29 protein-coding genes and 2 pseudogenes are annotated in these 25,773 nt (G+C 70.3%); 12 read left to right on the top strand and 19 right to left on the bottom strand.

What is annotated here, in order from left to right:
- Positions 1-5: 5 nt before the first annotated feature.
- Positions 6-1,361 (bottom strand): M20/M25/M40 family metallo-hydrolase, encoded by a 1,356-nt coding sequence (locus ACWD3C_RS37840; protein ID WP_451151369.1) that lies wholly within the window; start codon positions 1,359-1,361, stop codon positions 6-8.
- A 202-nt stretch (positions 1,362-1,563) separates the two neighbouring features.
- Here ACWD3C_RS37840 and ACWD3C_RS37845 point away from each other — a divergent pair, with 202 nt between their 5' ends.
- Positions 1,564-2,769, top strand: a complete 1,206-nt coding sequence (locus ACWD3C_RS37845; protein ID WP_451151371.1) for a geranylgeranyl reductase family protein — start codon at positions 1,564-1,566, stop codon at positions 2,767-2,769.
- Positions 2,770-2,818: 49 nt separating this feature from the next.
- Here the strand turns inward: ACWD3C_RS37845 and ACWD3C_RS37850 are convergent, their stop codons facing one another.
- Positions 2,819-3,271 carry a nitroreductase/quinone reductase family protein gene (locus tag ACWD3C_RS37850; RefSeq protein WP_451151373.1) on the bottom strand — a complete coding sequence of 151 codons (453 nt, stop codon included), beginning with the start codon at positions 3,269-3,271 and terminating at the stop codon, positions 2,819-2,821.
- A gap of 156 nt (positions 3,272-3,427) precedes the next feature.
- Here ACWD3C_RS37850 and ACWD3C_RS37855 point away from each other — a divergent pair, with 156 nt between their 5' ends.
- From ACWD3C_RS37855 to ACWD3C_RS37865, 3 genes are all read left to right on the top strand, one after another.
- Positions 3,428-4,159, top strand: coding sequence for a TetR/AcrR family transcriptional regulator (locus tag ACWD3C_RS37855; RefSeq protein WP_451151375.1), 732 nt, complete (start codon positions 3,428-3,430; stop codon positions 4,157-4,159).
- 363 nt (positions 4,160-4,522) lie between these two features.
- Positions 4,523-5,788, top strand: a complete 1,266-nt coding sequence (locus ACWD3C_RS37860) for a sensor histidine kinase (RefSeq protein ID WP_451151420.1) — start codon at positions 4,523-4,525, stop codon at positions 5,786-5,788.
- Entirely contained in the window at positions 5,785-6,450 is a 666-nt protein-coding gene (locus ACWD3C_RS37865) for a response regulator (protein WP_451151377.1), read from the top strand. The genes ACWD3C_RS37860 and ACWD3C_RS37865 overlap by 4 nt, the downstream gene beginning before the upstream one ends.
- Here the strand turns inward: ACWD3C_RS37865 and ACWD3C_RS37870 are convergent.
- From ACWD3C_RS37870 to ACWD3C_RS37895, 6 genes are all read right to left on the bottom strand, one after another.
- The gene (locus tag ACWD3C_RS37870) at positions 6,411-6,695 is read right to left on the bottom strand and encodes a DUF6332 family protein (RefSeq protein ID WP_451151379.1); all 285 of its coding nucleotides are present in this window, start codon (positions 6,693-6,695) and stop codon (positions 6,411-6,413) included. The genes ACWD3C_RS37865 and ACWD3C_RS37870 overlap by 40 nt on opposite strands.
- 226 nt (positions 6,696-6,921) lie before the next feature.
- Positions 6,922-7,659 carry a maleylpyruvate isomerase family mycothiol-dependent enzyme gene (locus ACWD3C_RS37875; RefSeq protein WP_451151381.1) on the bottom strand — a complete coding sequence of 246 codons (738 nt, stop codon included), beginning with the start codon at positions 7,657-7,659 and terminating at the stop codon, positions 6,922-6,924.
- A 135-nt stretch (positions 7,660-7,794) separates the two neighbouring features.
- Positions 7,795-8,778, bottom strand: a complete 984-nt coding sequence (gene tgmB / locus ACWD3C_RS37880) for an ATP-grasp ribosomal peptide maturase (RefSeq protein WP_451151383.1) — start codon at positions 8,776-8,778, stop codon at positions 7,795-7,797.
- 16 nt (positions 8,779-8,794) lie between these two features.
- Positions 8,795-8,986: a putative ATP-grasp-modified RiPP gene (gene tgmA, locus ACWD3C_RS37885; protein WP_451151385.1), complete on the bottom strand. Its 192-nt coding sequence runs from the start codon at positions 8,984-8,986 to the stop codon at positions 8,795-8,797.
- A 225-nt stretch (positions 8,987-9,211) separates the two neighbouring features.
- Positions 9,212-9,457 carry a winged helix-turn-helix transcriptional regulator gene (locus ACWD3C_RS37890; RefSeq protein WP_451151387.1) on the bottom strand — a complete coding sequence of 82 codons (246 nt, stop codon included), beginning with the start codon at positions 9,455-9,457 and terminating at the stop codon, positions 9,212-9,214.
- 39 nt (positions 9,458-9,496) lie between these two features.
- Positions 9,497-10,087, bottom strand: coding sequence for a TetR/AcrR family transcriptional regulator (locus ACWD3C_RS37895; protein WP_451151422.1), 591 nt, complete (start codon positions 10,085-10,087; stop codon positions 9,497-9,499).
- Positions 10,088-10,160: 73 nt separating this feature from the next.
- Here ACWD3C_RS37895 and ACWD3C_RS37900 point away from each other — a divergent pair.
- A pseudogene (locus tag ACWD3C_RS37900) lies at positions 10,161-11,057 on the top strand (oxidoreductase).
- A gap of 79 nt (positions 11,058-11,136) precedes the next feature.
- On the opposite strand, the pseudogene ACWD3C_RS37905 reads toward ACWD3C_RS37900, so the two are convergent.
- Positions 11,137-11,477, bottom strand: a pseudogene (locus ACWD3C_RS37905) (transposase); the annotation flags it as partial.
- Positions 11,478-11,586: 109 nt separating this feature from the next.
- A complete protein-coding gene (locus tag ACWD3C_RS37910; RefSeq protein WP_451151389.1) occupies positions 11,587-12,192 on the bottom strand; it encodes an ABATE domain-containing protein in 606 nt (201 codons plus the stop codon).
- A gap of 91 nt (positions 12,193-12,283) precedes the next feature.
- Between ACWD3C_RS37910 and ACWD3C_RS37915 the strand changes: the two genes are divergently transcribed.
- The 3 genes from ACWD3C_RS37915 to ACWD3C_RS37925 all read left to right on the top strand — a co-directional run bounded on the left by ACWD3C_RS37915 (position 12,284) and on the right by ACWD3C_RS37925 (position 14,208).
- Positions 12,284-13,078 (top strand): MBL fold metallo-hydrolase, encoded by a 795-nt coding sequence (locus ACWD3C_RS37915; protein ID WP_451151391.1) that lies wholly within the window; start codon positions 12,284-12,286, stop codon positions 13,076-13,078.
- 120 nt (positions 13,079-13,198) lie between these two features.
- A complete protein-coding gene (locus ACWD3C_RS37920; protein ID WP_451151393.1) occupies positions 13,199-13,618 on the top strand; it encodes an ester cyclase in 420 nt (139 codons plus the stop codon).
- Complete coding sequence (locus ACWD3C_RS37925) at positions 13,522-14,208, top strand: DUF4184 family protein (protein ID WP_451151424.1); 687 nt, start codon at positions 13,522-13,524, stop codon at positions 14,206-14,208. The genes ACWD3C_RS37920 and ACWD3C_RS37925 overlap by 97 nt, the downstream gene beginning before the upstream one ends.
- A 170-nt stretch (positions 14,209-14,378) precedes the next feature.
- On the opposite strand, the gene ACWD3C_RS37930 is transcribed toward ACWD3C_RS37925, so the two are convergent.
- Positions 14,379-15,140 carry a metallophosphoesterase family protein gene (locus tag ACWD3C_RS37930; RefSeq protein ID WP_451151395.1) on the bottom strand — a complete coding sequence of 254 codons (762 nt, stop codon included), beginning with the start codon at positions 15,138-15,140 and terminating at the stop codon, positions 14,379-14,381.
- Positions 15,141-15,856: 716 nt separating this feature from the next.
- Between ACWD3C_RS37930 and ACWD3C_RS37935 the strand changes: the two genes are divergently transcribed.
- A complete protein-coding gene (locus tag ACWD3C_RS37935; protein WP_451151397.1) occupies positions 15,857-16,204 on the top strand; it encodes a DUF1330 domain-containing protein in 348 nt (115 codons plus the stop codon).
- Positions 16,205-16,512: 308 nt separating this feature from the next.
- Here ACWD3C_RS37935 and ACWD3C_RS37940 read toward each other — a convergent pair whose 3' ends face one another.
- The gene (locus ACWD3C_RS37940) at positions 16,513-16,947 is read right to left on the bottom strand and encodes a MarR family winged helix-turn-helix transcriptional regulator (protein ID WP_451151399.1); all 435 of its coding nucleotides are present in this window, start codon (positions 16,945-16,947) and stop codon (positions 16,513-16,515) included.
- A gap of 60 nt (positions 16,948-17,007) precedes the next feature.
- Positions 17,008-17,343 carry a winged helix-turn-helix transcriptional regulator gene (locus tag ACWD3C_RS37945; RefSeq protein ID WP_451151401.1) on the bottom strand — a complete coding sequence of 112 codons (336 nt, stop codon included), beginning with the start codon at positions 17,341-17,343 and terminating at the stop codon, positions 17,008-17,010.
- A 65-nt stretch (positions 17,344-17,408) separates the two neighbouring features.
- Here ACWD3C_RS37945 and ACWD3C_RS37950 point away from each other — a divergent pair, with 65 nt between their 5' ends.
- Together ACWD3C_RS37950 and ACWD3C_RS37955 are read left to right on the top strand one after the other, a co-directional pair.
- Entirely contained in the window at positions 17,409-18,251 is an 843-nt protein-coding gene (locus ACWD3C_RS37950; RefSeq protein ID WP_451151403.1) for an SDR family oxidoreductase, read from the top strand.
- Positions 18,252-18,516: 265 nt separating this feature from the next.
- Entirely contained in the window at positions 18,517-18,798 is a 282-nt protein-coding gene (locus tag ACWD3C_RS37955) for a hypothetical protein (RefSeq protein WP_451151405.1), read from the top strand.
- Positions 18,799-18,844: 46 nt separating this feature from the next.
- Here the strand turns inward: ACWD3C_RS37955 and ACWD3C_RS37960 are convergent, their stop codons facing one another.
- The 6 genes from ACWD3C_RS37960 to ACWD3C_RS37985 all read right to left on the bottom strand — a co-directional run bounded on the left by ACWD3C_RS37960 (position 18,845) and on the right by ACWD3C_RS37985 (position 23,867).
- Complete coding sequence (locus tag ACWD3C_RS37960; RefSeq protein ID WP_451151406.1) at positions 18,845-19,492, bottom strand: MBL fold metallo-hydrolase; 648 nt, start codon at positions 19,490-19,492, stop codon at positions 18,845-18,847.
- Positions 19,489-20,577, bottom strand: a complete 1,089-nt coding sequence (locus ACWD3C_RS37965; protein WP_451151408.1) for an S-(hydroxymethyl)mycothiol dehydrogenase — start codon at positions 20,575-20,577, stop codon at positions 19,489-19,491. The genes ACWD3C_RS37960 and ACWD3C_RS37965 overlap by 4 nt, the downstream gene beginning before the upstream one ends.
- Positions 20,578-20,655: 78 nt before the next feature.
- Entirely contained in the window at positions 20,656-20,940 is a 285-nt protein-coding gene (locus ACWD3C_RS37970) for a GntR family transcriptional regulator (protein ID WP_451151410.1), read from the bottom strand.
- Positions 20,937-22,058 (bottom strand): FAD-dependent oxidoreductase, encoded by a 1,122-nt coding sequence (locus ACWD3C_RS37975; RefSeq protein ID WP_451151412.1) that lies wholly within the window; start codon positions 22,056-22,058, stop codon positions 20,937-20,939. The genes ACWD3C_RS37970 and ACWD3C_RS37975 overlap by 4 nt, the downstream gene beginning before the upstream one ends.
- A 1-nt stretch (position 22,059) precedes the next feature.
- Positions 22,060-22,971: a proline dehydrogenase family protein gene (locus tag ACWD3C_RS37980; RefSeq protein WP_451151414.1), complete on the bottom strand. Its 912-nt coding sequence runs from the start codon at positions 22,969-22,971 to the stop codon at positions 22,060-22,062.
- A gap of 203 nt (positions 22,972-23,174) precedes the next feature.
- Positions 23,175-23,867: a GntR family transcriptional regulator gene (locus ACWD3C_RS37985; protein WP_451151416.1), complete on the bottom strand. Its 693-nt coding sequence runs from the start codon at positions 23,865-23,867 to the stop codon at positions 23,175-23,177.
- Positions 23,868-23,991: 124 nt separating this feature from the next.
- Between ACWD3C_RS37985 and pruA the strand changes: the two genes are divergently transcribed.
- Entirely contained in the window at positions 23,992-25,632 is a 1,641-nt protein-coding gene (pruA, locus tag ACWD3C_RS37990) for an L-glutamate gamma-semialdehyde dehydrogenase (protein WP_451151426.1), read from the top strand.
- Positions 25,633-25,773: the final 141 nt, after the last annotated feature.

The following is a 25,773-nucleotide window of genomic DNA, read 5'->3' on the forward strand; positions in this document are numbered from 1 at the left end:
CGCGCTCAGCTCGCCGCGTAGTTGCGCAGGAACAGCGCCTCCGCCACCGACAGGCGCTCCAACTCCTGAGGGGACACGCTCTCGTTGACCGCGTGGATCCGGGCCTCCGGCTCGCTCAGGCCGATGAGGAGGATCTCGGCGGCCGGGTAGAGGGAGGCGAGGGTGTTGCACAGGGGGATGGAACCGCCCTGGCCCGCGTACTGCATCTGCCGGCCCGGGTAGGCGACGGCCATCGCCGCCGCCATCGCCTCGTACGCCGGGCTGGAGGTGTCGGCGCGGAACGCCTGGCCCTGGCCGACGTGTTCGCAGCTCACCCGGGCGCCCCACGGAGTGTGGGCCTCCAGATGGGTCTGGAGGAGCTTGGTCGCCCCGGCCGCGTCCACGCCCGGCGGGACCCGCAGGCTGATCAGCGCCCGGGCGCTCGCCTGCACCGACGGGGTCGCGCCGACGACCGGCGGGGAGTCGATGCCGAGCACGGTGACGGCCGGGCGCGCCCAGATGCGGTCGGCGACGGTGCCGGAGCCGATGAGGCCGACGCCGTCGAGCACCTTGGCGTCCTCGCGGAACTGCGCCTCGTCGTAACTCAGGCCGTCCCAGGACGCGTCACCGGTGAGCCCGTCGACGGTCGTCGAACCGTCCTCGGCGCGCAGTGAGTCCAGTACACGGATCAGGGCGGCCAGCGCGTCGGGGGCGGCGCCGCCGAACTGGCCCGAGTGCAGGTTGCCTTCGAGGGTGTCGATCCGGACGCGCATCATGGTCATGCCGCGCAGCGTCGAGGTGACCGTGGGCAGGCCGACGCGGAAGTTGCCGGCGTCGCCGATGACTATGGTGTCGGCGGCGAGCAGCTCCGGGTGCTGCTCGGCGTAGCGCTCCAGGCCGCCCGTGCCCTGCGCCTCCGAACCCTCGGCGATCACCTTGACGGTGACGGGCACGCCGCCGTTCGCCTTGAGCGCGCGCAGCGCGAGCAGATGCATGATCACGCCGCCCTTGCAGTCGGCCGCGCCCCGCCCGTACCAGCGGCCGTCCCGCTCGGTCAACTCGAACGGCGGCGTGACCCAGGCGGCCTCGTCCAGCGGCGGCTGCACGTCGTAGTGGGCGTAGAGGAGGACGGTCTTCGCGCCCTCGGGGCCGGGCAGACAGCCGTAGACGGACTGTGTGCCGTCCGGGGTGTCGAGCAGGGCCACGTCCTGGAACCCCTCGGCGCGCAGGGCGTCGGCGATCCAGTTCGCGGCGGCCTCGCTCTCGCTCCTGGGGTACTGGTCGAAGTCCGCCACCGATGTGAAGGCCACCAGTTCGGTGAGCTCCTCCTTCGCCCTCGGCATCAGCGAGGCGATGGTCCCGGCGACCGGGTTCGACGACATGGGCACGCTCCTTGTGGGTGCGACGTTGTGGCTGTGGGTACTTCTGGTTGCTTCTGGTCGCTTCTGGGTACGAGGGTGCGTACGCGCGTTCTGATGTGGGGCGTACGCCGCCGATCCTCCCACAGCGGACTGCGGCGAAGCCCGCCCGTAGGATGCGTGAGACAGATGCGGCAGGCGGCTGGAGCGGGAGCAGTAGACCATCGTGAGCAGCGAGAACTCTTCGGCGGACGACGTGCGGCGGGTGTGGGACGTCGTCGTGGTGGGCGCGGGACCCGCGGGGGCCTCGGCCGCCTACGCGGCGGCGGTCACGGGGCGGCGCGTGCTGTTGCTGGAGAAGGCGGAGCTGCCCCGCTACAAGACGTGCGGCGGCGGCATCATCGGCCCCTCGCGCGATTCGCTGCCCCCCGGCTTCGATCTGCCGTTCAAGGACCGGGTGCACGCGGTCACGTTCTCGAACAACGGGCGCTTCACCCGCACCCGCCGTTCCAAGCAGATGCTGTTCGGGCTGATCAATCGGCCCGAGTTCGACCAGCAGCTCGTCGAGCACGCGCAGAAGGCGGGCGCCGACCTGCGGACCGGCGTCACGGTCTCACGCGTCGAACAGCACGGGTCGGTCGTACCGGACCGGCGCACGGTCGCCGTCGTCCTGCAGGGTGGCGAGACCCTGTTCGCGCGGGCCGTCGTCGGCGCGGACGGCAGCGCCAGCCGCATAGGGGCGCATGTCGGCGTGAAGGTCGACCAGGTCGACCTCGGCCTGGAGGCGGAGATCCCGGTGCCGGAGACCGTCGCCGAGGACTGGCAGGGACGGGTGCTCATCGACTGGGGTCCGATGCCCGGGAGTTACGGGTGGGTCTTCCCCAAGGGCGACACGCTCACCGTCGGCGTGATCTCCGCACGCGGTGAAGGCGCCGCGACCAAGCGGTATCTGGAGGACTTCGTCGGACGGCTCGGCCTCGCCGGCTTCGAACCGAGCGTCTCCTCCGGGCACTTGACGCGGTGCCGGGCCGACGACTCGCCGTTGTCCCGGGGGCGGGTGCTGGTGTGCGGCGACGCGGCGGGCCTGCTGGAGCCGTGGACGCGGGAGGGTATTTCGTTCGCGCTGCGGTCGGGGCGGCTCGCGGGGGAGTGGGCCGTGCGGATCGCCGAGGCCCACGACGCGGTGGACACGCGGCGGCAGGCCCTGAACTACGCGTTCGCGATCAAGGCGGGGCTGGGCGTCGAGATGAGCGTCGGCAAGCGGCTGCTGACGGCCTTCGAACGGCGCCCCGGTCTCTTCCACGCGGCCCTGACCGGCTTCCGTCCCGCCTGGAAGGCCTTCATGGACATCACCCGCGGCTCGACGTCCCTGGGCGAGATCGTCCGTACCCATCCGATGGCCGGACGCGCCCTGACCGCGTTCGACCGGTAGACGGCAGCGACCCGAGGAGCGGCGGGGACGGTCACGTGGTCACTCGTGGTCACTTGACCGTGATCCCGAAGACCGGGTGGTCGGGAGCGGCCGCGATCAGTTCCTCGTCGCTGGACTTGGCCGTGACGCCGTTGAAGTACTGGTTGACCTCCCAGCCCCACTTCTCCAGATAGGTGCGCAGGACCGGGAGCTTCTCCTCGTCGGGAAGCTCCACCGCGGTGAACTCGCGGACCTTGCGTCCGGCACGCAGCTCCCCGCCGCCGGCGACCCGCATGTTGCGCACCCACTGGGAGTGGCCGCGGGCCGAGACGAGGTACCGCGTGCCCTCGTAGGTGTGCGGGTTGACCGGGATGCGCTGCATCTGCCCGCTCTTGCGGCCGCGTACGGACATCTCGGCCGTGCCGGCGATGCTGATCCCGTGCCGGGCGAGCCAGCCGATGACGCTGTTGAGGCGGACGTTCAGCGGGCTGCCCTTGAGGTAGTACGGCGATGACGACGACATGGTGACTCCCACGGTTCGAAGAGTTTGAGAGAGCACTGCTCTCGCTTGAGAGCAGTGTGCGCGAGATCGTTGATCAAAAGCAAGAGCAGTGCTCTCTTTTTTGTTCGATGCTCTCTTTTGTGTGCACCGCTCTCGACGTATGGCAGACTGCTCCGCATGAGCACCACACAAGGAGCCCGCGCCCGCGCCCGGATGGAAGTGACCGCCGCGATCAAGGACGAGGCGCGCGGACAACTCGCCGCCGAGGGCGCCGCCAAGCTGTCACTGCGTGCCGTGGCGCGTGAACTCGGTATGGCCTCCTCCGCGCTCTACCGCTACTTCCCCAGCCGCGACGACCTGCTCACCGCGCTCATCATCGACGCCTACGACTCCCTCGGCGAGGCCGCCGAAGCCGCGCACGCCCAGGTCACCGACTCGGCGCCCGCGCGGCAGTGGACCGCGGTGTGCGAGGCGGTGCGGGCGTGGGCCCTGGGACATCCGCACGAGTACGCGTTGATCTACGGTTCGCCCGTGCCCGGGTACGTCGCGCCGGAGACGACCGTGCCCGCCGCCTCGCGGGTCGGGCAGTTGCTGATCCGGATCGTGCGGGAGGCACACCGGGGCAAGGGGGTGGCCCAGTGGAAGCTGCCCGCCGAACTCGCGCCGGAGGCGCGGCGGATGGCCGAGGACCTCGCCCCCGATCTGCCGCCGGCGGTGGTCGTGGTGCTCGTGCAGGCGTGGGCGCAGTTGTACGGGCTGGTCAACTTCGAGCTGTTCGGGCAGTTCCACCGTGTCGTCGAGGACCGCGAGACGTTCTTCCGGCACGCTGCCGACCAACTCGCCCACCACGTCGGCCTGGTGTTCCCCCAGCCCACCGGCACGGGCACCGTCGGCAAGGCGGGGTCCTGACGCGGGACCCGGGCACGCGGTGAGCGCGGCGCAGCGCGGCGCGGACCCCGGGCCCGGGTATCGCACGCCCATGGCCACGGCAAGCCGCTCCTCCAGGACGATGAGCCGCTTCTCGGCCCCGGCGCACAGCCGCTCCACCGCCGGGTACGGCGCGGGCACCCGGGCCGTACCCGGACCTCTCGCGCTGGAGCTCACCCGGCACCAAGCAGGTCCGTGGCACGGGCGACGACCCGCCCGAGCACCGCGGCACCGGCAACCCCGCCCTCGCCCGGGAACCGGCGAGGGCGTACTTCGCGGGGAGTACGTGTGATCACCTCGCTCGGCCGACGCCGTGGGCGGCCCGTGGCGTCTAGCGTGGCCAGTATGGAAGAGCAGCGCAGGACGTGGGGCGGGCCACCCTGGCGAAACCCGCCGTGGGGCGGGCCGCCGCCCTGGTGGAACCCGCCCGCCGGGGACGGCGCAGGTCCCCGATGGCCATGGCGCTCCACCGCACTGCTCACCGCCTTCGTGCTGATCGGCTCGAACTTCGCCGCCGAGGCTCAAGCGGGCGAGCGCGCCTCCCTCGACGTCTTCGCGCGACTTCTGCTGCTCGTGGGCGCGGGCCAGCTGCTGTGGCGGCAGCGGCATCCGGTGCTCGTCGCGTTCGGCACGGCCGCGACCGCCATGATCTATCTGGGCGCCGGGTATCCGTACGGGCCGGTGTTCCTGGCCGTGGCCCTGGGCTGTTTCAGCGCGATCGTCGCCGGGCACCGCGGGGCCGCGTGGGCGGCGGTCGGCATGCTGTGGGCGGGGCACGTGCTGGTGGCGCACTGGCTGTACCGGTGGCTGCCGCCGTCCGGGGACTCCGCCGCGTCCTGGGGGCAGGAGGGCGTGGTCGCCGCCTGGATCGCGGCGATCGTCGCGCTTTCGGAACTCGCCCGCGTGCGCCGGGAGCAGTGGGCCCGCGAGCGCGAGGAGCAGGCGCAGGCCGCGCGGCGACGCGCCGACGAGGAGCGGCTGCGGATCGCCCGCGAACTCCACGACGTCCTCGCGCACAGCATCTCGGTGATCAACGTCCAGGCGGGCGTCGGCCTCGCGCTCCTCGACACCGACCCGAAGCAGGCCCGCACCGCGCTCACCACCATCAAGGCGGCCAGCAAAGAGGCGCTGGGGGAGGTCCGCCAGGTGCTCGACACGCTACGCGCCCCCGGCGACGTCCCGCGCGCCCCGGCACCGGGACTCGACCGGCTCCCCGAGCTCGTCGAGCAGGCGGCGGGGGCGGGCTTGACCGTCGAGGTCGACGGCGAGGCCCCGACGCTCCCTCCCGGGACCGACCTGGCCGCTTTCCGTATCGTCCAGGAGGCCCTCACCAACGTCGTACGGCACTCGGGATCGCGGCACGCGCGCGTGCGGATCGCGTACGACGACGGTGACAGCGCGGGCGGCGGACTGCGGCTGCGGATCGACGACGACGGGCCCGCGACCGGAGCGGACGCGGGCGGCAGCGGCAACGGACTCGCCGGGATGCGGGAGCGGGCCGCCGCACTGGGTGGCACGATCGAGGCGGGGCCACGCCGCGACGGAGGGTTCCGGGTGCTCGCCGTGCTGCCACTGAAGCCGCAGAAGCCGAAGGTCAAGGAGGACCTGTGATCCGCGTACTGCTCGCCGACGACCAGTCTTTGGTCAGGGCAGGCTTCAAGGCGCTGCTCGACGCGCAGTCGGACATCGAGGTGGCCGGGGAGGCCGCCGACGGTGAGGAAGCGCTGCGCACCGTGCGCGAACTGCGCCCGGACGTCGTCCTGATGGACATCCGTATGCCGCTGCTCGACGGCCTGGCCGCGACCCGCAGGATCACCGACGACGAGGCCCTGAAGGACGTCAAGGTGGTCATGCTGACCACCTTCGAACTCGACGAGTACGTTTTCGAGGCGATCCGCTCCGGGGCCTCCGGTTTCCTCGTCAAGGACACCGAGCCGGACGAACTCCTGCGCGCCGTAAGGGCGGTGGTCGAGGGCGACGCGCTGCTCTCGCCGGGAGTGACCCGTCGGCTGATCTCCGAGTTCGCGGTCCGCTCCAAGGAGCCCGAGTCCGCCGCCTCGCTCGCCGAACTCACCGAGCGGGAACGGGAGGTGATGGCCCTCGTCGGCATCGGCCTGTCCAACGAGGAGATCGCCCGCCGTCTCGTCGTCAGCCCGCTGACCGCCAAGACGCACGTGAGCCGCACGATGGTGAAGCTGGGCGCCCGCGACCGGGCCCAACTGGTGGTTCTCGCCTACGAGTCGGGGTTGGTGCGGCCGGGCTGGCTGGGCTGAGGCCCCCGATGGAAGCGGACCAGCACACTCACCGTCCGTGCGAGGAACAGAACGGGCGCCAGCACCAGGCCCGTACGCAGCAGGAAGTCGCCCACGGCATCCGGTAGTTCGAACAGCAGCGCCGGACCCGCGACCGCCCCGAAGACGACCGCCGCCGCGAACGCCGCGCTGCACAGCGCGTATCCGATCTCGACGGTGATCGCGTCCCGTTGGGTCTGCGTACGTCGTCCCCCGTTGATGGTCATACCGGCAGTCTCACAGACGTGCGCCCGGCGGGACAACGAACCGCGCCGGGCGCACACTTGGGAGGTGTCCCCCTTGTTCGGACTGCCGCGTACGGCGGGTGCGTACGCGCGTGAGGGAGATCAGCAGCCCCACGATGGCGATGCCCGCCTGCCGGCGGGCGGCTCGGGCCGGTGACGGGGCGGTCAGTGACGGGGGCGGGCCCGCACGGCGACGGGGGCGGTCCGCTCAGCCCCAGATGATGCCGGACTTCTCCTGCCACAGCGCGGCGAGCGCGGTGTCGCCCGTGACGGTCGGGAACGGCAGCCGGTTCCAGAGTGCCGGGTACAGCCGAGCCGCCGGACCGGCCACCTCGCAGTCGGCGTCCGCCGTCCCGCCCCGTTCGCTCACGGGCGGTTCGGGCGACAGGCATACGGTCCACACGGCGTCCGTGTCCGTCGCCCGCACCCTCAGCACGCGTGGCTCCTCCGTACGTACCCGGCTCTTCCCGCGCACATGGAAGGCGAGGAGGAGTTCGTCGATGCCGTCCACCGCGAAGTCCACGGCGGTCTCGCCGGGCGTTCCGCCGCGTGCGGACTCCGCGTCGATGCGGTGGACGGCCGTTTCGTGCGCCTGCCGCCGCGCCCAGAAGGCCAGTGGGGAGGGCGCGGGCAGGAAGGTCCAGCAGGCCACGTCGGTCGGGGCGTTGGCCAGGGTGTCGACCAGCCGGCGATGACCCTGCCGGAACCAGTCCAGGAGTTCGGCGCCGTCGAGGTCCGGCTCGCTCCCGCTCGGTTGGTACGACGTGTGTCCCTCGGCGACGAACGCCCTGGCCCAGCGGTGCACCGTCCCCGTATGCCGCAGTAGATCACGCACCTGCCAGCCGGGGCAGGTCGGCACCTTGGCGTCGGTACCGGCCTGCTCGGCGGCGACGGCCAGCAGTCGGCCCTCCCTGTCCAGGCTTTGAATGTGCTCGGCAATCTCCATGAGGGGAGTGTGCCGGATGGAGCGCGCTCGAAGGGGAGGGACCGGGGGAGACCCGGGGAAAGGGGAGACCCGGGGAAAGGGGAGACCTGGGGAAAGGCAAGACGGCGGCCGGACCGTCCCGCCGTAAACGAGCCGTCAAGGAGCCGTTCGTATCCGGCCGTTGTCGTGCGGCTCCTGTTCCGGCTCGTGGTCCGCCAGCCATTCGGCGATGGTGCGGGCGATGGGCTGGCCCGTCTCGATCTCCACGAACCCGAACTGGCCCGACTGGTTGCACTCCAGGAACCACCAGATCCCGTCGGCGTCCTCCGCGAAGTCGAAGGCTCCGTAGGCGAGTCCGGCATCCCGCAGGTACGTCCGCACGGCCGCGGCGGTACGTGGCGGGACGTCGACGGGGCGCCAGGGCGAGGCGGAGCGGGCGAAGCGGACGTCCACCTCGTTCGGGTCCGCGTCCGGCGCGATCGCCTTGCGGGCGGCCAGGACGTGGTCGCCGACGGCGGTGAGGCGGATGTCGGCGCGCTTGGCGATCCGCCGTTGCAGCAGGGTCGGACCGAAGGCCACGGCGGTGAAGTCCGCGTCGGGTGCGATACGGCTGGTCGGCACCGCCCTGGGGGGTTCCTGGGGGTGCGTGCCGGAGACGGGCTTGACTACCAGGTCGGGGTAGCGCTCCGCGAAGTCGCGGGCGGCCTGCGGGAAGGTCGTGATCAGCGTGGCCGGCACGGGCAGCCCGCTGCGCTGGGCGTGGTGGAGCTGCCAGGGCTTGTGACGGGCGCGCCGGGCCGCGTCCGGATGGTTCATCCAGCGGGCGCGGGTGGCGCGCAGCATGCCGTACAGCGCCTGCGCGGACTCCTCGGTCAGCCAGGCGGACTGCTCGGCGGCCCGGGTGGCCGGAACGCCCGGCCTGCGCACCCAGATCGAGCGCAGGCCGCTCATACTCACCAGGCGTCCGCCGGCGGACAGATGCCCGTGGAAGACGCCGTGCACGTACTCGCCGGAGAGAGCGACACCTCCGGGCAGGTCGGCGGGATCGAGCCGGACCACCGGGACGCCGGTCCTGTTGAGCTCGGCCACCACCATGTCAGCCGTTACATCCTGTTCGCTCGTCAGGACAAGAACGGTCATTGTCGGGGGTCCGTGTTCAGTCGTCGAAGTGTGTCTTCGATCCCGCGGTGGAGGTGGTGGCCCCCAACTCCCGCAACAGGGCGTAGTCGTGGGCCGCTATCCGTCCGTCGGCGAGCACGTTCAACTGCAGTCCGGAGTCATAGATATACGGAGCGCTGACCTCCAACTGCTCAGCGGGGCGAGCATAGTTGAGCGCGAACAGTCGCATCGTCTCTCCTCGTTCGGGGCCAACCGGTCAAGCGGATAGTGACGCTCCGACGTCACACCCGACGGCCGGGCCGCTCTCCTTCCAGGGAGTTATACGAATCGAACGGCTGAATGGTTGCCTCACGCTGTGTAATCGTGACAACGACCTCGCCGCTCTCCTGTCCCACCTGCCCCATCCGTACGCCGGACTCCCGTGACATCGATGCCAAGTCCGCGCGCGCCCGGGTCAGTTCACGGCGGCCCGCCGGGTCCCGAACCCGACGAGGGCGGCCACGCCCGCCAGTGCCGCCACGCTGGTCAGAGTGCGCGGGCTGATGCCGGGCAGGCCGTCGCGCAGCTCGGTGAAGCGGTGGGGCCCTCGCAGGAGCTCGCGCACGATCAGGGTGGCCCACGGCCCGTTGAGCAGGGCGAGGAACCGGGCGACACCGCACTCGGGAAGGCAGGGATTGGTCACTCTTTTTGAGAGAGCCATTCTCGCCGCGCTCCTCGGCGCCGCCTGAGGCTTTGCCCGTCAGGCCGGGCGTGCTCCCCGCACGAGTTGCTCGACTGCGGTCTCCACGAGGCCGTCGAGCAGCTCCGGTTTGACCATGTCGCCGTTGATCAGCATGGCGATGCCCTGCATCGTGGCGAACAGGACGATGCCTACCCGCTCGGGGTCGCCGGCGGCGAGTTCCCCCGCTGTCTGCCCCTGGGCGATTAGCTCGTACATCAGCGTGAAGGCCGGGCCGGCCGCCGCCACCACGCGGTCGGCGCCCGGCCGGTGCTTGCTGGTGAACATCAACTCGAGCAGCGCCGCGTCCTCGGTGGCGAATCGGATGTACGCCGCCAGGGTGGCCCGCAGGCGCGGCGCGAAGTCGTCTCCCGCTTCGGCGAACGCCACACGCAGTTGCGCGTTCATGCGCTCGAAGCCCGCCTCGGCCAGGGCGTCGAGCAGGGCCTGCCGGTCCGGGAAGTGGCGCCGCGGGGCAGCATGGCTGACACCTATTTCCCGGGCCAGCTCGCGCAGGGAGAGCTGCTCCACGCCGTGCTCGCGCAGGCTGCGTTCGGCGGCGGCGAGCAGGGCCGAGTGGAGTTGCCCGTGGTGGTAGGGCCGCTTGTTCATTTCCGGCACGGTCGGATCTTATGCGATCTTGTCGTCATTGACGACATTGTTGTCGGCGCCTACATTGTTGCTCATGTCTACATTTTCCTTCGCGGATGTCCCCGCCATGACAGGCCGCACCGTCATCGTCACCGGCGCGAACAGCGGCATCGGCCGCGCCACCGCCCGCGCGCTCGCGGCCCGGGGAGCGCGCATCGTGCTGGCCGTGCGAGACCTCGCCAAGGGCCACGAGGCTGCCGCGACGATGTCCGGCGACCCCGAGGTCCGCCGACTCGACCTCGCCGACCTCGCCTCGGTCCGCGCGTTCGCCGATGACTTCGACGAGCCCGTCGACCTACTCATCAACAACGCGGGCCTGATGAACCCACCGCTCGGCCGCACCGACGAAGGCTTCGAGCTGTAGTTCGGCACCAATCACCTGGGGCACTTCGCGTTGACCAATCTGCTCCTGCCACGGATCAGAGAGCGGGTGGTCACCATCTCCTCCAACGGTCACAAAATGGGCTCGATCGACTTCGAAGACCTCAACTGGGAGCGCCGACGGTACCGGGGGACGGCGGCGTACGGGCAGTCGAAGCTCGCCAACCTGCTGTTCACCGCCGAACTGCAACGCCGACTCACCGAGGTCGGCTCGCCGGTGCTCGCGACCGCCGCGCACCCCGGCGTGGCGGCCACGGACCTCCTGCGCCTGCCAGGCAAGCGACCCCGGATCGAGTCGTTCCAGCGGAGGATCCTGAACCTGTTCGCCCAGAGCGACGACGACGGCGCGCTGCCCACCCTGTACGCGGCCGCGGCGGACATCCCGGGCAACAGCTATGCCGGCCCGAGCGGCTTCCTGCAGGCTCACGGCGCGCCGAAGCTGGTCGGCCGCTCGAGAAGCGCCCGCGACAGCGACTTCGCACGCCGCTTGTGGACGGTCTCCGAGCAGCTCACCGGCGTCACCTTCCCGCTGGCCGACACCGTCAGGTGACGCGCCGCTCCCAGCCCTCAGCCTTTTGCAACACGGCCTGACTGAGCATTTGGTCCGCTGATTTGCGTTTGATCCCGGGTCAGGTTCCGCGCCGGCTCAGGGTGGCTTCGCCGGTGAGGCGTCGGGTCATCAGATCGGTCATGGTCAGGTGGATCACGGCTTCGGAGCGATGCGGGTGCGCCTCGTAGCCGCGGGCGAGTCTGCGGTGCTGCACGAGCCGGCCGATACTCCGCTCAATGGTCCACCGTCGCGGAATCACCGTGAACCCCTTGGCGCCCGGCGGGCGTTGGACGGGGTGGACGTCGATGCCGCGGCGGGCGCCGTGGTCGATGGCGGCGATGCAGGACAGCAGGTGCACGCCGACTGCGGTGTCGGAGACGCTCGCGAGGCGACCATGACGGTCAGTAGCAGACAGAGTGTCATGGCGGGGCGTCCTCTCCGGGTCCTGTCCGGCCGGGGCGCCGGAATCACCTCGTAGAACATCACGGAAGTTTTGGATATTTTCCGTGAGGATAGAGAGGATGGTGTGTCACGCCGGGGTGCCGTGGCGCCGGGCGTAGGCGCGGGCGGCGCGGACGCGGTCGCCGCAACGGGTGCAGCACCAGTGGCGTCGGCCGTGGGTGCGCAGGAGGAACCGGTCGCAGGGTGCGGAGCCGCAGGCGGCGAGGAGGTCGACGTCCGGGCCGGTGAGCAAGTCGGCGGCGTCGGCGGCCAGGGTCGCCAGTGCGTGGTTCACGGCCTGGTCGGTGGGGTGCGCATGAACACGGCGCAGCCCCTGCGCCCCGTCCCAGGCGAGCAGGGGCGCCGTGGGTACGGCCGTGAGCGCCTCGTTCACCGCTTGCAGGGACTCTCTGGGTGGTGTGCCGCCGTCGACGCGCGAGGCGAACAAGGTGCGAATGTGGCCGCGCAGGGTGCGCATCCGCCGGGCGCACGCCTCGTACAGCTGCACGTCCGGGGTGGTCAGGTCGTGGGCGGCGAGCCAGTACATGGCGGATTCGGGGGCGGCGAGCAGGTCGTAGCTCTGGCCGGCGGGCAGGGTCGCGGCGGTGTCGGCGAAGTCGAGCGAGCGGTGCCGGTCGGCGCCCGGGGTCGGGGGGAGGGCGGCCTGTGCGGCGGCGGCCAGGGTTTCATCCACGTTCTCATGGTAGCGCTTGCGCTTTTCCGTGATCCCTGCCTACCGTGACATCACGGCAACTAGAAAATGTTTCCGTGAGAAATGAGGAGTGATGAGCATGTCCCAGCACGACGCCCAGCAGTTCCCGGTCCGCGTCTTCGGCGGTCCCACCGCCCTGTTCGAGTACGGCGGCCTGTGCTTCCTGACCGACCCGACCTTCGACGGTCCCGGCGACTACCAGGTGCCGAACGGCCCGGTCCTGACCAAGACCGCGCCCTCCACCGGCACCCCTGCCGATCTCGGACGCGTCGATGTGGTGCTGCTCTCTCACGACGAGCACGCCGACAACCTCGATGACTCCGGCCGGGCCCTGCTCGCTGATGTCCCGCTCACGCTGACCACCCCCGGTGGCGGCCGACGCCTCGGGCAGAAGGCCAGGGGCCTGGCCGACTGGGAGTCCATCGAGCTGGACCGACCCGGCGGGGGCACGGTCACCGTGACCGGTGTGCCGGCCGTGCACGGGCCCGGCAAGCGTGAGGAGGTCGAACCCTTCGCCGGCGAGGTCGTCGGCTTCGTTCTGACCGGCGAGGGCCTGCCCACCGTGTACGTCAGTGGCGACAATGCCCACCTCTCCCTCGTCGAGGAGATCGCTGCACGCTTCGCTCAGATCGACACCGCCCTGCTCTTTGCCGGCGCACCCCGATTCCCCGGCATCCTCTTCGACGGCCAGTGCGTTGTCCTCGACAGCGCCCAGAGCGCCGAGGCCGCCCGCCTCCTCGGCGCCCGCCGTGTCGTGCCCGTCCATTACGACAGCTGGGCCCACTTCACCGAAGGCCGCGACGACCTGGAGGCTGTTTACGTCGCCGCCGGCCTGAGCGACCGCCTCGACTGGGGTCAGCGCGCCTGAGTCGGTTGGCCGGCTCCACCCCACCCCACCGGCAGCGCACGGTCCCGCACGCGGGACCTCCTGCCCAGGCCGGTCGGGGCCCGGCACAACACCGGGCCGCGACCGGCACCTCCCTCACGTATGCACGGCGCCCCGCCCGGCGCCGCCAATCAGAAAGGTAAGGGCAGCCATGTCCACCGAGACCAACACCGACCTCGTGCACCGCTTCTACCAGGCCCTGGAGGAGGCGGACTACTCGACGCTCACCGGCCTGTTCCACCCCGACTTCGTATTCCGCCCCAGATCGACACCCCCCGACCCGGCGCTGAGGGATTCATCGACGCGGAGAAGAAGCACGTCGAAGCCTTCCCCGGCCTCACCCTCACTGTCGTCGACACGGTCGCCGAAGGTGACAAGGTCGGCGCCTACGTCGTCGTCGAGGGCGACCAGGCCGGCGACTTCTACTGCTCCCATCCGGCCTCCGCCTCCCGGAACCCGAGTGGACAACCGGCCCGCGAGCCAAGGCCCGGTACGCCATGTGGCTGCTGCTCTCCGCCCTGATCGGTATCGCCTCCCACCTGGCATGGGACTCCTTCACCCACGGCGACGGCTTCCTGGTGACCCATCTGCAGCCGCTGCGCGCCTCGGCCCTGGGAGGTTTGACGGTCGCCCGGCTGCTGCAGTACACGAGCACCGCCTTCGGCCTGGCGGCCGTCGGCCGGCATCTTTGGCGGCGCCGGGGCCGTCTGCGCACCCACGGCGACACCGGCATCGCTGCCCGCCTGGGTCCCGTCATGCGGTGGAGCGTGGTGACTCTGCTGGTTGCGGCACCCGTGCTGGGCGGCGCCGTCAACGCCCGTGACGCCTTCAACGCCTACCGCTATGCGACCGAAGTGGACTACAGCCAACCGGCCACCGTCGACCTGGGCGACGGCGCGAGCGAGACCACCTATCCCTCCAAAACGGTCCAGGCTCCGTGGGGCACCCTCGCCGAAGGCGTGTTGACCGGGGCCGCCAAGAGAGCGGATGCCTCGTTCGCGGTCGCCCTGATCCTGTACTCCGCCGCCTGGCAGACCGTCGGTATCTCGCGCCGGCCGGCGATTGCGTTCAGCCCCGCCACCTCGCCGCAACCGACTCAGGACGGGAAGTGACGGCACTCGGCCATCGGTAGCCGCGCCTCACAGGCGGCCGGTGGTCTTCCCCGGCGCGTGCGACGTGCCGGCCTCCCCGCTGCGACGCCGGTCGGGGGACCGTAGGGGTAGGAGTCGTTGATCGAGTAGTCGGAATTCTGGGGTGTGCGGCCTTTGGTGGGCGCACGGTGTCACGGTGCGTGGCTGCGCCCGTCCCGAGGGGCGAAGGCTTCGAGAGCGTCTGCGTCGGTTGCTCGCGTGTGGAGGAAGTAGTCGGCCCACTCGGCGATTTCGGGGTAAGAGGAGTCCTGGGTGACCTGGGTGATGGCTGCCTGGATGTCGAAGGTTGTGGAGCGTAGTTCGATGCCGGGGCCCAGAAGCGCCCAGTGGGCCCCGGCCCGTCCGTAGGGCATGCCGATGCTGCCGGGGTTGATCACGAGTCGGCCGTGGGCGAGGCGGACGAACGGCATATGTGTGTGCCCGCAGACCACCGTGCGGATATCGGTGTCGAGCCCGCTGAGGACTTCTCGCCAGCGGTCGAGGCGTGAGTCGACCAGGACGACCTCTTCATCGTCCCGGGGGGTGGCGTGGCAGAACAGCACCTTCCCCAGGCCGTGTACTGGCAGAGAGAGTGATTGCGGCAGCCGGCCGAGAAGGTCGATGTGGTCTTCGCGTAGTTGTTCGGCGGCCCAGGGAGCGATCGGATCGGGGATCGAGTCGCGTTGGCCGCGGCGGTATTCGAGGAGTTCAGGGTCGGCGTTGCCGCTGATCCAGACGACGCGGTCGCCGAGAGAGGTCAGCCGGTCGAGCACCTGGGTCGGTTGCGGGCCGGCGGTGATGTCGCCGGTGAGCACGATGCGATCGGCGGCGCTCACCTCTGGTTCGGCGAGCACAGCCTCCAGAGCGGGCAGGACTCCGTGAATGTCGGACAGGACCGCTACTCGGTTCGGCATGGTCACCACTGTGGGATGAGGTCTCCTCGGACGAGGGGCCGTTCGCCTGACGCGTAGTTCTAAGGAGGTGACTGCTTCGACGCGCGTGGTCGCCGGGAGCATACTTCTTCCAGGTGCCTCCGGCCTGCGCGGCGACGGCCTCGGTGTGAACGGCGTGATAGCCGAGCATCCCCGCAACGGGCGGCACCTGGAGGACGAGTTGCCGCAGGGTGGCGGTCCGGCCATGGAGAGTAGGGATGCCCACGGCGGCGAGTCGCTTGCGCGAGGAGGGGCTTTGCTCGGCGGTGTCGACCCACGCCCGACGATTCCCGCTGAGGAGCACGCACGGCGGCATCAGGCATGGGCCAGTCGTATCCACGGCCGCTGGCACGGACCCGCGAGTGCGTCGAGGACCGCCCGAGAAGCGGGCCGCTGAGGCGCCCGGGCCTCTCGCCGGTGAGCCTCGGCTGCAGTACGGCGACACGCGGGAGTTGGACGCGACGGGCGCACTCAGACAGGGCTGCGGCAACGGGGGCTCCTTGGTGCTCGAACGGTTGCGCAACCCCGAGCTACATACGCAGGGCAGCCGCCGGGCGCAGGAGTCTGCGGCGTATTGCCGACCGAGGCGGCAGGTCCGCACTGCGGGCCGGGGTCGATTACCTGCCAGGTCATCGACCCCGGCGCATCCGGATGCCACGATCATCTGCGTACGGAGCCCGACCGACCGGAAGGACGCCATGCCCGCCTACGTCATAGCTCACCTGCGAGAGGCCGCCCCGCACCCGGAGATCGCTGAGTACATCGAGCGCATCCCCGCCACCTTCGAGCCGTACGGCGGCCGCTTCCTCGTGCACGTGACGCAGCACGAGGTGAAAGAGGGTCAATGGCCCGGGCACGTCGTGATGATCGGCTTCCCCGGTATCGCCGAGGCGCGGGCCTGGTGGGACTCACCTGCCTACCAGGAGATCGCACCGCTGCGCTCGCGGCACATCGAGGGCGACATCATCCTGGTCGAGGGCGTCCCCGAGGACTATGACCCGACTGCCACCGCAAAGGCTATGCGGGAGGCCCTGCCTGCCGATTGAGCCCCGGGCCCGGACCTGGGCGCGCCCCAGCAGGCCCCGCCCTCCATCGGCTCACGGAAATGCTCGCCGTGAGCGCCCGCCAGATGTGCGGCGGTGCGGGACGTGAGGTTAGCGGGACGTGACGTTATAGGGCTTGGAGAACATGGCGTCGACGGCGTCCGTGCAGCCCGGCCTCGGAATGGCGGCTGACGGCGTGGCGGACGATGGGCTCGGTGACCGGTTGGACGACGAGGCGCCGCCCGAGGGGGAGTGGTTCTCGCGAACCTGGGCCCTGAGGTCTCCGGGGGCTGGAATTGTCGGGCGGATTCCTACTTGGTCATGGCCTGCCCGGCGGCTCTGAGGGCGCTGAGGGTGACGGCGAACTGTTCCAGTGCCTGCTCGGGGACCACGGAACCGACCCGGCGATCCAACTCCGCCTCGAAGACTTCCGTCGCCTTGTTGGTCAGGCGGGTGCCGGCGGGGGTGAGTTCGACGAGGGAGGAGCGGCGGTCGTCGGGATTGGTGCGGCGTCGGCAGTACCCGGCCGCCTCGACCCGGTCGACCACCTTGCTCGTACCGCCGACCGTGATCGCGAACTCCTCCGCGATGTCCTGGATCCGGCATCCCGGACGCCGGGCTGGCAGCCGCATCACCTCGAACCAGGTGAGCTGGAGATCGCATTCGGCGCGCAGCCGTGCGTCAACGGCATCCCACAGCTCGGTCTCGAACCGCACCAGATCGTGGTACAGCTGCTTCAGGCCCACCACAATTCATCTTCCGTAGAACAATCCTCCATGGATGCATCACGGTACGAGGGTGTCGCGTCACGAAGTGCTGCGAGGCTCGGCATCCGGAACCGACATGGCCCAGGTGCCCATGGCGTTGAGGACCTCGCGCAGTCCTTCGCCGAGGGGGGTGAGGCGGTACTCGACGCGTGGGGGGATCTCGGCGTAGGTGGTGCGCGTGACGATGCCGTGGGCTTCGAACTGCCGCAGTCGGCTGGTGAGGGTGTGCGGGCTGATGCCGGGCAGGGCGGTGCGCAGTTCGGTGAAGCGGTGGGGGCCGTGCAGGAGTTCGCGCACGATGAGGGTCGCCCAGGGGCCGTTGAGCAGGGTGAGGAAGCGAGCGACGCCGCACTCGGGGAGGCAGGGGTTGGTCATTTTCTGGAGCCTACTCCATTAGTGCAGTTGATGTAACCGGTGCATCGTGTGCACTAATAGGGGCCATGACCTATGTGATTCATGGCGCCACCGGCGCCCAGGGTGCCCCTGTCGTTGCCGCGCTCGCCGCCGCGGGCCGGTCCGTCACCGCCCTGACCCGCAACGAGCACGCGATCGTGGACGGCGCCCGGGTGGTGGCCGTCGGCTACTCCTCCGCCGCGGATCTGACCGAGGCCTACCGGGACGCCCAGGGCGTGTTCGTCCACCTGCCCCTGGCCTCGGAAGAGGACCGCCGGACCTATGCGCGCAACATCGTCGCCGCCGTCCGCGCGGCCCGGCCGACTCGTGTGGTGTTCTCCACCAGCGGTGCCCCGATCGGCCCCGCCGACGACGGCGCGGCCTCGGTACTGGTCAGCGGCCTGGCCGATACCGGGGTGTCGCATGCGGTGATCGCACCCACGCAATATCTGGAGAACCTGCTCATGCCGTACGTCGTCGATGCGGTGCGTGAGCGGGGTGTGCTGCCCTATCCGATGCGGGCCGACTTCGCCGTCTCGTGGGCGTCGCACCTGGACATCGCCGACGTGGCGGTCGCGCTGTTCGGGCGCCCGGAGGTGACCGGGGTGGTCGAGGTCGGGCAGTATCCGGCGGTCACCGGGCCGGACCTGGCCGAGGCGTTCGGTGCCTGGCTGGGGCGGGAGGTGGTCTTCGAGTCGATCACTCCCGAGGAGTTCCGTGTCTCCGTCGCGCCGCTGATCGGGGAGGGGCCCGCCGCCGACGTCGCGGGAGCGTACCAGGCCATGAGCGCGCTGCCGAACCGCTCGATCGCGTCGGAACGTTCAGCTCAGAATCTGCTGGGCATCAGCCCCCGGACCACGGGCCAGTGGCTCGAAGACATCGGCCTGTAATACGGCCTGACACCGCCTAATACCGCTTCACCGGAACCGTTTCGGAAGGCAATGTGTCAGGAGGCCGGGGCGTCTGTCGGACGCCCCGGCCTCAGACCAGTTGCTGTCCCAGACGGCGCCATGGTGAAAGCACGGTGCACGGGTGCGGCGGCCGACGATCGCAGAGGGAGGGATGCCGCCGCCCTGGACGACAGGTTCTCCGAGCGGGACTTCCGCGCCGCCGCCCTGGACGACATGGCCTTCACCGCCGACGGCGGACTCCGGGGTGGACTTCGATCGCGGCGAGGTGGGCGTCCCCGCCGTCGGCTCCCTCACGGTGGCCCTCCCCGAGAAGACGATCACGCCGTGGCTGTCCGCGTTCGGACAGCGCGCCCAGCGGCAGACGGCGAACCCCAGCCGTTCGCTCGACCTGAGCGCGTCGCGCATCCCCGCTCCGGACGTCCCCACCCACCCCACCTCCGTCGCGGCCGTCCCCGAGATCCTGCGCACCCTCACCGCTCGCGGCTACCACTTCGTCACCGTCAGCCACCTGCGCACCACACTGTGACGCCGGGGCCTCACCGCACCGCCCAGCCGGCTGTGGCCGTTCCGGGTCAGTACCCCCGGTCGATCCACTTCTGGAGGTCGGCGGATTCGGCGCCGATGGTGGTGGAGGCGCCGTGGCCGGGGCGGACGACGGTTTCCGGGGGGAGGGCGAGCAGCTCGTCGCGGATGGACCGGATGATGGTGGGGAAGTCCGAGAACGAGCGCCCCGTGGCCCCGGGCCCTCCGTGGAAGAGGGTGTCGCCGGTGAAGACCGTGCCCAGTTCGGGTGCGTGGAGGCTGATCGCTCCGGGAGCGTGTCCGGGGGTGTGCAGGACGACGAGTTCTGTGCCGGCCACGGTGAGGCGGCGATGGTGGGTCAGGTATCCGTCCGGGGCTCGGTCGGGGTGCGTCTGCCGCCACAGGATCAGGTCGTCCAGATGGAGCAGGACGGGTGCTCCGGTCCGGTCGGCCAGGGCGGGGGCGGCGTTGATGTGGTCGTTGTGGGCGTGGGTGCAGACGACGGCGACGACGCGGCGTGTGCCGATGGCGGCGGCGATCTTCGCGTCGTCGTGTGCCGGGTCGATCACGATGACCTCGTTGGCGTCGCCGAGGAGCCAGACGTTGTTGTCGACCTCCAAGGTTCCGCCGTCCAGGGAGAACGTGCCCGAGGTGACGAGGTGTTCGATGCCTTCGGGCTGGTTCGGCCGGGAGGTCACAGGACCACCACCGAGCGCAGTACCTCGCCGCGGTGCATCTTCTCGAATGCCTCCTCGACGCCGTCGATGCCGATCTCCTCGCTGACGAACTTCTCCAGGGGGAGGCGTCCTTGCAGGTGCAGGTCGACCAGCATGGGGAAGTCGCGCGAGGGCAGGCAGTCGCCGTACCAGGACGACTTGAGAGCGCCCCCACGGCCGAAGTACTCCAGCAGCGGGATCCCGGGGGCGGTCATGTCGGGGGTCGGGACTCCGACGAGGACGGTGGTCCCGGCGAGGTCGCGGGCGAAGAACGCCTGCTCCCAGGTTTCCGGGCGTCCGACCGCGTCGATCACGACGTCGGCGCCGAAGCCGTCGGTGGCGTTGCGGATTGCCTCCACCGGGTCGACGTGGCGGGCGTCGACGAGGTGGGTGGCGCCGAACTCCTCGGCCTTGTCGAGTTTCCGCGCGTCACGGTCCACGGCGATGATGGTCGACGCCCCGGCGAGGTGAGCGCCGGCGATGGCGGCATCGCCGACGCCGCCGCAGCCGATGACCGCGACCGAATCGCCCCGGCTCACCCCGCCGGTGTTGATCGCCGCGCCGATCCCGGCCATGACCCCGCAGCCGAGCAGCCCGGCCACCTGGGGTGAGACGGCGGAGTTGACCTTGGTGCACTGTCCGGCGGCCACCAGGGTCTTCTCGGCGAACGCGCCGATGCCCAGGGCCGGGGACAGTTCCTGACCCGAGGAGAGGGTCATCTTCTGGGTCGCGTTGTGGGTGTTGAAGCAGTACTGTGCCTTGCCCTTGCGGCAGGCACGGCACCGCCCGCAGACCGCACGCCAGTTGAGGATGACGAAGTCGCCCGGCTCGACGTCCGTGACGCCGTCTCCGACGGACTCGACGATTCCTGCCGCTTCGTGCCCGAGCAGGAACGGAAAGTCGTCGTTGATGCCCCCTTCGCGGTAGTGCAGGTCGGTGTGGCACACTCCGCAGGCTTGGACGCGGACCACTGCCTCGCCGGGGCCGGGGTCGGGCACGAGGATGGTCTCGACCGTGACGGGTTCCTTGGCCGCGCGTGCGACGACGGCTCGTACTTCCTGTGGCATGTGCGGGTTCTCCTTGCTCAGGGGTGAGCCGTGGTCGGCTCGGTTCTGTTGGCGGGTGGCGTCAGGGGGGACCGCAGTTCACCGCACGTGGCACAACGGGTCATCGCCTGTCCGCAATGGCACGTCGAAGGCGTCGTCGCCCAACGGGCCGGTGCGTTCGACGGTGCCGTCATGGCGCTGCGGCCTCCTGATGGCCTCGCGCACGGGCATTACGCGGGTGCCCATGTCGGCCGCGACGTCCCGCACCCGTAGCCGGGTCCCCGCCGGCATGGTGCCGTTGGTGATCGACTGGTGCGGTGCGGCGTAGACCTGGTCGGCCGGCAGGGACGGATGCACGCGCGGCGTCGGTGTCGGATCACTCATCCGGTGTTCCTCGGCAGGTCGCGTCGGAGAGCGAACCGTGGATGCGTCTCAGCCCGTCCGAGCGCGAGATCCGTGATCATCTCGCCCAGCAGGGGAGCGAACTTCGCGCCGTGGCCCGAGCAGGGGGACGCTACGACGACGGGGCCCTGGCGGTCGAGGATGAAGTCGTCGTCCTCGGTCATCGTGTACAGGCAGGTGCCCTCGGCCACCGGTTCGGGGTCGAGCCCGGGCAGCCACCGGCCGACGTAGTCCACGATGAGCTGACGGCCGGCCGGGTCGATGGCGCCGCTTCGGGTGCCGGCCGTGGTGGGTGTGCCCCCGTCGTGCCGGGCGATCTTCATCGCGGGCTGGGGGCCGCCGTCGTCCCCGGAGGGGAGGCCGAAGATCTGGTGGTCGTCCTTGTGCACCAGGACGGGGAACACCGCCTGCGGATCGCGCTGGCGGAAGTGGAAGACCTGTTGCTGTGTCACCTGGACGGGCGGCAGCGGGATGCCGAGGTCCCAGGCGTCGAGGAGTTCCGGAAGCCAGCCGCCGACGGCCAGGACGACGCGGCGCGCTCGTACCGACTCCCCGGCGTGCACCAGGACGTGATCGTCGCGGACCTCGATCCTCTCCACGGGTGCGTGAGGCACCAGGCGTGCCCCGTTGCGCCGTGCCACGTCCAGGAAGGCCGCGATGCTCGCGTCGGCGTTGACGACGCCCGCGTCCGGCTGGAAGAGAACCGGCCCGTCGAAGACCATGCCCGGCCACCGCTCCTGGGCCTCGGCCTGCGACAGCAGTTCATGGTCGAGGTGGTGCTCGGCCGCGACGGCGGCAAGGGCCTGGGGGTCCCGGCGGCTGCCGTGGTCGATGCCGCCGCGCACCTCGAGCAGGCGCGCACCGCTGTCCGCCTCCAGCTTCCGCCAGCCGTCCAGCGCGCGGCCGGTCATCCCGACGTACAAGGCCTCGGGGTAGATGCGGCGGAAGATGCGGGAGGTTCCGTGTGAACTGCCCTTGTCGTGTCCGAAGCCGTGGGCGTCGAACACGGCGACCGAGTGGCCCGCGCGGCTCAGGGCCCAGGCGGTGGCGGCGCCGGTCAGCCCGGCGCCCACGACGGCGACGTCGAGGTCCGGTGCCATGTCAGCGGCCCACCACGGAACGGAGGAAGAACAGGAGGTTGGCCGGGCGCTCGGCCATGCGCCGCATCAGGTACGGGTACCACTGGGTGCCGAAGGGCACGTAGACCCGGACGCGGTAGCCCTCACGCACCAACTGCCGCTGCACATCGCGCCTGACGCCGTAGAGCATCTGGAACTCGAAATCGCGCTTGTCGACCCCGGCGGCCGCCGCGGCCTTCTTGGCATGCACGATGCACACGTCGTCGTGTGTGCCGAACGCCGGATCCGGACAGTGGGCCAGGATCCAGTCCGTCAGGAACAGGTACTGAGCGGTGATCTCTTTACGGTCGCGCAGCGCCCTGCTCAGCGGCTCGTCGTAGGCACCCTTGACCAGCCGCAGACGCGGTTTGATGTCCGTGAAGGACTCCAGGTCCTCGGGGGTGCGGCGCATGGCGGCCTGGATGGCCACGCGGGTGTGCGGGTGACGCGGCAGGGCCTCCCGGAAGGCCTCCAGGGTGGGCCGTCCCACGGAGCTGTGCTCCATGTCGACCTCCACCTCGACACCGACGGCCGCGGAAGCCTCCAGCAGCCGGTCGAGGTTCTTGGCGCACGCCTGCGGATCCACGGCTATGCCCAGCTGGGACAGCTTCACCGACACCGTCGCCCCGGGCGCCTGCTCGGCGATCGCCTGTACGGTCTCGATGTACTGGTCGGTCGCCGCGGTCGACTCGGCGAGGTCCTCGACCTGCTCGCCCAGCAGGTCGAGACTCACGTCGATGCCCTCGCCGTTCATCTGCCGCGCCACGCGGATGGCTTCCTCGCAGCTGACACCGGCGACATAGCGGTGCACCAGGCCCTTGGTCAGCGGGTGGCCGCTGACGAGGTTCTCCAGCTTCTTGTTCTGCGCTGCACGCAGCAGCAGGTCACTGATCACATCGATCCCCTGATCACGTAGGGCCGGCCCGAAAGGCTGGGCGGAAAGGAGCGGGAGGCAGGAGTTCTCACAAGCAACCCGAGGCTCTGCAGGGTAAGCGATCTGAAATTTTAGTTCAATCCCAAGTTGCGGCAACGGTACGGGGCCGCACGGCGGTGGGCCGCTGCCCGGCGGACCGTCGCCGAAGGGATCGCTGCCGCGCGCTACAGCAGCGAGCGCACCTCCATGGAGAAGGCCAGCAGATGGTTCTGGGCGGCCTTGCGCGCAGCCTCGGGCCTGCGTGCGCAGATCGCCTCGACGACCTCGTTCTGTGAGCAGGAGCGCGGTGTGCGCGGACGCATGCGCTGGATGCCGTAGTGCCAGATGCGCAGCGCCAGGTTCGCGTACTGGTTCAGGCCGGCTTCCAGGTACGGGTTGTGGGCCGCGGCGTAGATGGCCCGGTGGATCTCGGTGTCGGCGGAGACGTAGTCCAGGGACAGGTCCGAGGAGTCCTCCAGGGTGCCCGCGAGCGCGGTCAGTGCGGCGCACTCCTCGGCGGTCGCGCGCTCCGCGGCGAGTGCGGCGGCCAGCCCTTCCAGTTCGATACGGATCTCGGTCAGCCACCGCTCGTCGCTGATGTTGATGTCCGTGACGAACGTGCCCCGCCGGGGGTAGATGACCGCGAGCCGCTCCAGGGTGAGCCGCTTGAGCGCGTCCCGCACGGGTGTCAGGCCCACACCGAGTTGTTGGCTGAGTGCCTTCTCGTCCAGCGGATCTCCCGGTCGCAGCCGCACGGTGACGATGTCGTCCCGCAGTCGCAGATACGCCTGGTCGACCAGGCGCAGCCCGCCGGCCGTCCGCTGCCTGCCCACGGCGGCTCCGTCGGCGGCCCCGTTCGTTTCTGTCCCTTGACGCATGTGCTCAGTGTAAGTACGGTCGCTCAAAAATTTCAGTTCAACTTCTAGCCAGCTCATTCATGGCTCGGAATGATGACCCTCCGAACGACGATCGAGGACTGCAATGGCAAATCAGACCGCCGCCATCACCGGCAGCGTCCGTGTGCCCGCGCCCGCCAACGAACCCGTGCGTGACTACGCTCCCGGCTCCGCCGAAGCGGTCCGGCTGCGCGCCGAGATCGACCGGATCAGGGGGGAGGTGCGCGAGCTGCCCCATGTGATCAACGGCGAGCGCTTCTTCGCCGGGCAGCAGGCCGCGGTGGTCTCACCGCACGAGCACGCGCGCGTCCTGGGCTACATCACGCCCGCCGAGGACAAGCAGGTGCGGGCGGCCATCGACGCCTCGCTCGCCGCGCGCGACGACTGGTCGAGGACGCCTTGGTGGGAGCGGGCGGCGATCTTCCTGCGCGCGGCCGACCTGGTGACCGGCAAGTACCGCGACGAGCTGGTGGCCACCACCATGCTGGGCCAGTCCAAGACCTTCCACCAGGCCGAGATCGACGCGGCCTGCGAACTCGCGGACTTCTTCCGCTACAACGCCCACTCCGCGGCCGCCATCTACGACCAGCAGCCCACCTCGGACCCGGGCCAGTGGAACATCATGGACCACCGGGGGTTGGAGGGATTCGTCCTGGCGATCACCCCGTTCAACTTCACGGCCATCGCCGGCAACCTCCCCTCCACACCCGCTCTCATGGGCAACACGGTGGTCTGGAAGGCGTCGGAGAAGTCGGCCCTGAGCAGCGACGTCGTCATGCGGGTCTTCGAGGAGGCCGGCCTGCCGCCCGGCGTCATCAACCTCGTCCACGGCGACGGGCAGTCCATCGCCTCCCAGGCCCTGGCCAGTGAGCACCTCGCCGGGGTGAGCTTCACCGGCTCCACCGCCGTCTTCCGCAGCCTGTGGAAGACCGCGGCCCAGCACCTGGACACCTACCGTGGCTACCCCCGGCTGGTCGGCGAGACCGGCGGCAAGAACGCGATCGTCGCCCACCCGTCGGCCGATCCGGAAGCCCTCCTGGTCGCCCTGGTACGCGGCGCGTTCGAGTACCAGGGCCAGAAGTGCTCCGCCGCCTCCCGCGCCTACATCCCCCGCAGCCTGTGGCGGAAGCTGGAGGGCCCCCTCACGGACACCGTCGCGAACCTGCGGGTCGGAGACGTCACCGCGCACGAGACGTTCCTCGGCGCGGTCATCGACGAAACGTCCGCCAAGCGCCTGGAACAGGCCATCGACCGGGCCAAGAACCTCGACAGCCACCGCCTGCTGGCCGGCGGGAACGTCCGCCGCGAGACCGGCTGGTTCGTCGACCCGACGGTGTTCGTCACCGACGACCCCACGGCTTTCACCATGTCGCAGGAGTTCTTCGGCCCGTTCCTGACCATCCACGTCTACGACGACGCCGGCACCGACTGGAATTCGATCCTCACCCTCGCCGACACCACCAGCCCCTACGCCCTGACGTGCTCCGTCTTCGCCACCGAGCGGAAGGCGATCTCCGAGGCCCTCAGCGTCCTGCGCGACGCGGCAGGGATGACCTACGTCAACGACAAGCCGACCGGCGCGCTCATGGGCAAGCAGTCCTTCGGCGGCGGCCGGGCGTCGGGCACCAACGACAAGACCGGCTCCCCGCTCGCCCTCCAGCGCTGGGTCAGCGGCCGCTACATCAAGGAGAACATGAACCCCGACCTGGACTGGACCTACCCGTACATGGGCCAGGCAGGGCACTGAGGGCTTCAGGGCCTTGGGAAGGGCTCGTCACGGGCGCGTTCGGCGTCCCGTGGTGCAGTTCGTCCCCGTCCGGGCCCTTCACCTCGATACAAGGGGTTCCCCCGGAGAAGCGATTACGTTCCCTACCTGTTGGAGAAGCGA

It is taken from the genome of Streptomyces sp. NPDC002845 (genome assembly GCF_053591955.1).